A 5,704-nucleotide genomic window follows, 5' to 3' on the forward strand; every position below is an offset into this window, starting at 1 on the left:
GTTGATGGTCGGGGGCGGGCGTGGGGCGCGCCGGTTCTGTCATGGAGTGGTTGCGGGCATGGTCCGATTCGTCTTGCGCTTTCTGGCCTTCTTCCTGCTGGCCGCCGCCTGCGTGATCGGGGTGGGGGATGTCGCCCGGTCGCTGGCGGTCTCGCAATGGCGCCTGATGGGGCTGGATGCGGCGGCCACGCTGGTGGGCGAGCATATGCCCGTCGGGCTGCCGGAACTGCAGGGAACCGGCGCCGATATCCTGGCCTGGATCTGGGCGCAGATCGCCCATTGGCCCGCGGCACCGAGCCTCGGCATCCTGGCGCTGTTGATCTTCGGCGCGACGGCGCAGGAGCTGCGGCGCGGGCGCGTCGCGGCAATGCGCCGCTGACGCGCTTGTCCGGGGGCGCTGCCGTGACCACATAGGCGGCAACGGAACATCCTGGAAAGCTGAGGGTCGCATGTCCTTTCTCGATCGTCTCCTGCGCAAGTCCGAACTCCCCGCCAGCGCTGCGGAGGCCCTGCCGGGCCGGGAGCAGCCCATTCCCACGGCCGAGCGCCATTACGTCAACGGCACGCCGCTGCAGGGCCCCTATCCGCAAGGCGCGCGCACGGCCCTTTTCGGGCTCGGCTGCTTCTGGGGCGCCGAGCGTGTCTTCTGGCAGCGCGATGGCGTCATCTCGACGGCGGTCGGCTATGCCGGCGGTTACACGCCCAATCCCACCTATGAGGAAGTGTGCAGCGGGCGCACCGGGCACAATGAGGTGGTGCAGGTCGTCTACGATCCGACGCGCGTGACCTATCCGGAACTCGTGAAGCTGTTCTTCGAAAGCCATGACCCGACACAGGGCATGCGCCAGGGCAACGATATTGGAACGCAGTACCGCTCGGGCATCTATGTCGACGGGCCGGAGCAATTGGCGCAGGCGCAGGCCGCGCTCAAGGCCTATCAGGCGGCGCTGGCCAAGGCCGGCCATCGCGGCACGATCACGACGGAAATCCTGGAGGCGCCGCACTTCTATTATGCGGAGCCCTATCACCAGCAATATCTGGCCAAGGTGCCGAACGGCTATTGTGGCCTGGGCGGGACGGGCGTCGCCTGTCCCGTGGGATTGGCCGCGACGGCCTGACCGGTCAGTAATGCGGCGGCCGGGTGATCTCCGGCCGCGGCGTCGCGACGTCCTCCAGGGCCATGAAGCGCTGGGCGAGTTCCTTCAGCGCCTTTTCTAGAAAGTCGACCTTGCCGCCGGTGCGGGCAAGTTCGCTCGACATGTCGTCGAGCATCTTCTGCTGATGCGCCACAAGCTCTTCCAGCTTGGCCATGCGGTCGGGTTCATGCATCGCAATAGGGCTCCAAAAGCGTGCGCAGGGCCGCCGGCAGGGGATGCGGGCGGCGTGTCGCGGCATCGATATGGACGTGGACGAACCGCCCCTGCGCCACGGCCAGGGGATCGTCCTGCCGGAAGACGGCCAGTTCGTAGGCGATCGAGGACGTGCCCAGCCGCTCGATCCGGATGCCAACGCTCAGCGCATCCGGATAGGCCGCCTCGGCGAGGTAGCGGCAGCTCGTTTCCGCCACGAAAAGGATGGGCAAGGGCTTCGGGATCTGGTCGGACAGGCTGAACAGGAAGCGCGTGACCGCCGTATCGAACAGCGCATAATAGACGGAATTGTTGAGATGGCCGTAAGCGTCGTTGTCGGACCACCGCGTCGGCACGTCGATGAAGGCGGCGTAGCGGGACTTGTCGGGCCGTGGATGCTCGGGCACGGGCGCTGTTCCTTGGCTGCGGTTGCGGCGCATCCTATACGCCATCGCCCGGGTTGTTGGCACCCCGCGCATTTCCCAAGGCGTGTCTTTGCTTCTAGACTGGCTTCCGTCTCGAACCGGATGGTGTGAATGAGCGAAGATCTGTTCGCGTTGGCGCGTGGCGCGATGCGCAAGGCGCATGCGCCCTATTCACGCTTCCCCGTGGGGGCGGCGCTGCGCACGTCGGATGGACGCATCTTTGCCGGCTGCAATGTGGAGAATGCGAGCTTTCCGGAAGGCTGGTGCGCCGAGACGACGGCCATCGCCCATATGGTGATGGATGGCGGCGGGCGCATCGCCGAGCTTGCCGTGGTGGCGGAACGGCTGCGCGGCTGCACACCCTGCGGCGGCTGCCGCCAGCGCATTGCCGAATTCGCCTTCCCCGAAACGCGAATCTTCCTGTGCGACCCCGTCGAGGGCGTGATCGAGACCCTATTGCTGGACGATATCTTCCCGCGCGGCTTTGCCGAGGACAGCCTGTGCGGCCGGACGGGAGACGCCGCATGAGCGCCGCGGGCGATGTTGCCGCCACCCTGTCACGCGCGCTCGACGGCTTTGCGCCGCAGACGGCGATCATCCTCGGCTCCGGCCTCGGCAGCCTTGTCGATGCCGTGGAGACGCCCCGCCGCATCGCCTGCGCCGACATTGCGGGCCTGCCCACAAGTGGCGTCTCGGGCCATGCCGGCGAACTCGTCGCCGGGTATATCGGCCGCGCGCCCGTCCTGACCCTGTCCGGACGGGTCCATGCCTATGAGCGCGGCGATGCTGCCGTCATGCGGCCCTATCTGGCCGCGTTCAAGGCGCTCGGCGTGCGTAACTTGGTGCTGACCAACGCGGCGGGCGGCGTCAATCCTGCCTTCGAGCCGGGCGATATCATGCTCCTGGAAGATCACATCAACCTGGCGGGGCTCAATCCGCTGGTCGGCGAGAAGGGTGATGAACGCTTCGTCGATATGACGAACGCCTACGACCCCGCACTGGCCGCGACGGTCACCTCGGTGGCGGATGCCTGCGGCGTGGCAGTGCATAGCGGCGTCTATGCGTGGTTCCTCGGGCCGAGCTTCGAGACGCCGGCGGAAATCCGGATGGCGCGGCGGCTGGGGGCCGACGCGGTCGGCATGTCCACCGTGCCGGAAACCATCCTGGCGCGGTATCTCGGCCTGCGGGTCGTCGGGGCCTCCATCATCACCAATCTGGGCGCAGGGCTGGGGGCGCAGCCGCTGTCCCACGCGCAGACACAGGCCGTCGCGTCCATCGGCGGGGCGCGGCTGGCCACCATTCTGCAACGCGCCGTGGCGGAGTTCTAAAGCATCGTGTCCGTTGCATCGCAGGTACCGGCCGGCCGAGCCGCATTGTTGCCGCAGGAGATCATCCGCGCCAAGCGCGATGGCGGCGTCCTCGACCCCGCGGCGATCACAGAGCTGATCGAGGGGCTCGTCAGCGGCCGCGTCAGCGAGGGGCAGGCAGCGGCCTTCGCCATGGCGGTCTTCTTTCGCGGGCTCGAACACTCCGAAACCGTGGCGCTTACCTGCGCGATGCGTGATTCGGGCACGGTGCTCGACTGGTCGGACCTGTCCCGCCCGGTCGTCGACAAGCATTCGACGGGCGGCGTCGGCGATAATATCTCGCTCATGCTGGCGCCCATCGTCGCGGCCTGCGGCGCCGCCGTGCCGATGATCAGCGGCCGTGGCCTCGGCCATACGGGCGGCACGCTCGACAAGATGGAATCCATCCCCGGCTACCGTGTCGCGCCCGACAACGCCCTGTTCCGCCGCACCGTCGCCACGGTCGGCTGCGCCATCATCGGCCAGACGGAGGCGCTGGCGCCGGCCGACAAGCGGCTCTACGCCATCCGCGACGTCACGGCGACGGTGGAATCCATTCCCCTCATCACCGCTTCGATCCTGTCCAAGAAGCTGGCCGCCGGCCTGAACGGCCTGGTGCTCGATGTGAAGACGGGGTCCGGCGCCTTCATGGCCGAGCGGGATGGGGCGCGGCAGCTTGCCCACAGCCTCGTCGCGGTGGCCAACGGTGCCGGGCTGCGCACGACCGCGCTCCTGACCGATATGGACCAGCCCCTGGCCGACCATGCCGGCAATGCGGTGGAGGTCGATCATGCGGTCCGGTTCCTGACGGGCGCGCGGCGCGATCCCCGCGTGGAAGCGGTGACGCTGGCCCTGGCCGGCGAAATGCTGGTCCTGGCGGGCCTTGCCAAGGACCTGGAGGCAGGCACGGCCCGCGCGCGTGACGCGCTCGACAGCGGCGCCGCGGCGGAGACCTTCGCCCGCATGGTGGCGGCGCTGGGCGGGCCGGTGGATTTTCTGGAACGGCTGGATGACCACCTGCCGCGCGCGCCGCTGCAACGGGTGGTGGCGGCGCCGGCGGATGGTTACGTCCATGCCATGGATACGAGGGGGCTCGGCCTTGCCGTCGTTGCGCTCGGGGGTGGGCGCACCCGGCCGCAGGACCCGGTCGACCATGCGGTGGGATTGGCAGAGATCGTGCCCATGGGGCGGCGCATCACCCGCGGGGAACCGCTCGCCATCATCCATGCGCGCGATGCGGCATCGGCCGAAGCAGCTGCGCAGCGTGTCGTCTCGGCGCTGCGCATCCTGGAGGCGGCGCCAGAGGCAGCCGCCCATCCGGTGCTGGAGCGTATCGGCGCCTAAGGCCTATTTGGTGCCGTACATCCGGTCGCCGGCATCGCCCAGGCCGGGGATGATGTAGCCCTTTTCGTTCAGGCCGGCATCGATCGACGCGGTGAAGATGGGAATGTCCGGATGGGCGGCCTGGAAGCGCGCAATGCCTTCCGGCGCGGCGAGCAGGCACAGGAAGCGGATGTTGCGCGCGCCGCGCTCCTTCAGCTTGTCCATGGCCATGATGGCCGAATTGGCGGTGGCGAGCATGGGATCGACGGCGATGACGAGCCGGTTCTCCAGATCTTCCGGCGCCTTGAAATAGTACTCCACCGCTTCCAGCGTCTCATGATCGCGGTAGAGGCCGATATGGGCGACGCGTGCTGCGGGGACGAGGTCGAGCATGCCCTCGAGAAGGCCGTTTCCGGCCCGCAGGATGCTGGCGAAGACGAGCTTCTTTCCCTCCAGTATGGGGGAATCCATCTCCATCATCGGGGTTTCGATGCGCGTCGTCGTGACATCGAGATGGCGGGTGACCTCGTAGCAGAGAAGGGTGGAGATCTCCCGCAGGAGCCGACGGAAGCTTGCCGTGGAGGTTTCCTTGCGGCGCATCAGCGTCAGCTTGTGCTGCACCAGCGGGTGATCGACTACTGTGACGCCAGCCATGAAACCTCACGCGATGAAAAGACGCTTCTTCATAAGCCGGAATGTTCCGCAGTTGAAGCGCGCCGCTACAGGAAGCTCGTGCCGTGCACCCCTTTCGCGAGCCCCAGATGCTGGCCGATGCTCTCTGCAATATCGGCGAAACTGTCGCGGTGGCCGATGGAGCCTGGTGCAATGCCCGGTCCATAGGCCAGGATGGGCACATCCTCGCGCGTGTGGTCGGTGCCGGGAAAGGTCGGGTCGCAGCCATGGTCGGCCGTGATCACGGCCAGATCGCCGGGCCGCAGGCGGCGGTCGAGTTCGGGCAGGCGGGCATCGAAGGCTTCCAGCGCCGCCGCATAGCCTGCCACGTCCCGGCGGTGGCCATGCACCATGTCGAAGTCGATGAAATTGGCGAAGACGAGATCGCCCGATTGCGCTTCGTCGAGCGCGGCGAGCATGGCGTCGAACAGGGCCATGTTGCCGCTGGCCGGGCGGGAGGTGCCGATGCCCTGGCCCGCGAAGATGTCGGAGATCTTGCCGATGCCATGAACCTGCCCGCCGGCGGCCGCCACGCGGGTGAGGAGCGTTTGACCCGGCGGCGGCACGGCGAAATCGCGGCGGTTGGCGC

8 protein-coding genes and 1 pseudogene are annotated in these 5,704 nt (G+C 67.7%); 5 read left to right on the forward strand and 4 right to left on the reverse strand.

Translation table 11 applies throughout. The features are described 5' to 3' along the window. Positions 1–58: 58 nt before the first annotated feature. Complete coding sequence (locus tag AUL30_RS14345; RefSeq protein ID WP_062228593.1) at positions 59–379, forward strand: hypothetical protein; 321 nt, start codon at positions 59–61, stop codon at positions 377–379. A gap of 70 nt (positions 380–449) precedes the next feature. Further along, on the forward strand, positions 450–1,118 hold the full coding sequence (gene msrA / locus AUL30_RS14350) for a peptide-methionine (S)-S-oxide reductase MsrA (RefSeq protein ID WP_062228594.1): 669 nt from the start codon (positions 450–452) through the stop codon (positions 1,116–1,118). 4 nt (positions 1,119–1,122) lie between these two features. Here the strand turns inward: msrA and AUL30_RS14355 are convergent, their stop codons facing one another. Both AUL30_RS14355 and AUL30_RS14360 read right to left on the reverse strand, forming a co-directional pair. Next, on the reverse strand, positions 1,123–1,329 hold the full coding sequence (locus AUL30_RS14355; protein WP_062228595.1) for a SlyX family protein: 207 nt from the start codon (positions 1,327–1,329) through the stop codon (positions 1,123–1,125). Further along, positions 1,322–1,756 (reverse strand): acyl-CoA thioesterase, encoded by a 435-nt coding sequence (locus AUL30_RS14360; RefSeq protein WP_062228600.1) that lies wholly within the window; start codon positions 1,754–1,756, stop codon positions 1,322–1,324. Before AUL30_RS14360 ends, AUL30_RS14355 begins: the two co-directional genes overlap by 8 nt. Before the next feature lie 129 nt (positions 1,757–1,885). On the opposite strand from AUL30_RS14360, the gene AUL30_RS14365 reads away from it, so the two are divergent. The 3 genes from AUL30_RS14365 to deoA are packed head-to-tail and all read left to right on the forward strand — an operon-like array spanning position 1,886 to position 4,464. Beyond that, positions 1,886–2,302 carry a cytidine deaminase gene (locus tag AUL30_RS14365; RefSeq protein ID WP_062228596.1) on the forward strand — a complete coding sequence of 139 codons (417 nt, stop codon included), beginning with the start codon at positions 1,886–1,888 and terminating at the stop codon, positions 2,300–2,302. Beyond that, the gene (locus AUL30_RS14370) at positions 2,299–3,102 is read left to right on the forward strand and encodes a purine-nucleoside phosphorylase (protein ID WP_062228597.1); all 804 of its coding nucleotides are present in this window, start codon (positions 2,299–2,301) and stop codon (positions 3,100–3,102) included. The genes AUL30_RS14365 and AUL30_RS14370 overlap by 4 nt, the downstream gene beginning before the upstream one ends. Before the next feature lie 45 nt (positions 3,103–3,147). Beyond that, complete coding sequence (deoA, locus tag AUL30_RS14375) at positions 3,148–4,464, forward strand: thymidine phosphorylase (RefSeq protein WP_062228598.1); 1,317 nt, start codon at positions 3,148–3,150, stop codon at positions 4,462–4,464. 3 nt (positions 4,465–4,467) lie between these two features. Here the strand turns inward: deoA and upp are convergent, their stop codons facing one another. Both upp and AUL30_RS14385 read right to left on the reverse strand, forming a co-directional pair. Next, on the reverse strand, positions 4,468–5,097 hold the full coding sequence (upp, locus tag AUL30_RS14380) for a uracil phosphoribosyltransferase (protein ID WP_062228599.1): 630 nt from the start codon (positions 5,095–5,097) through the stop codon (positions 4,468–4,470). 65 nt (positions 5,098–5,162) lie between these two features. Continuing rightward, positions 5,163–5,704: pseudogene (locus AUL30_RS14385) on the reverse strand (phosphopentomutase); the annotation flags it as partial.

Source organism: Aureimonas frigidaquae (assembly GCF_001463905.1).
Lineage (GTDB): Bacteria > Pseudomonadota > Alphaproteobacteria > Rhizobiales > Rhizobiaceae > Aureimonas > Aureimonas frigidaquae.

What these genes read in the sequence shown, in the direction of transcription:
- msrA (WP_062228594.1), top strand. Translation starts at nt 450, where the DNA reads ATGTCCTTTCTCGATCGTCTCCTGCGCAAGTCCGAACTCCCCGCCAGC.
- AUL30_RS14365 (WP_062228596.1), top strand. Translation starts at nt 1,886, where the DNA reads ATGAGCGAAGATCTGTTCGCGTTGGCGCGTGGCGCGATGCGCAAGGCG.
- AUL30_RS14370 (WP_062228597.1), top strand. Translation starts at nt 2,299, where the DNA reads ATGAGCGCCGCGGGCGATGTTGCCGCCACCCTGTCACGCGCGCTCGAC.
- AUL30_RS14345 (WP_062228593.1), top strand. Translation starts at nt 59, where the DNA reads ATGGTCCGATTCGTCTTGCGCTTTCTGGCCTTCTTCCTGCTGGCCGCC.
- AUL30_RS14355 (WP_062228595.1), bottom strand. Translation starts at nt 1,329, where the DNA reads ATGCATGAACCCGACCGCATGGCCAAGCTGGAAGAGCTTGTGGCGCAT.
- upp (WP_062228599.1), bottom strand. Translation starts at nt 5,097, where the DNA reads ATGGCTGGCGTCACAGTAGTCGATCACCCGCTGGTGCAGCACAAGCTG.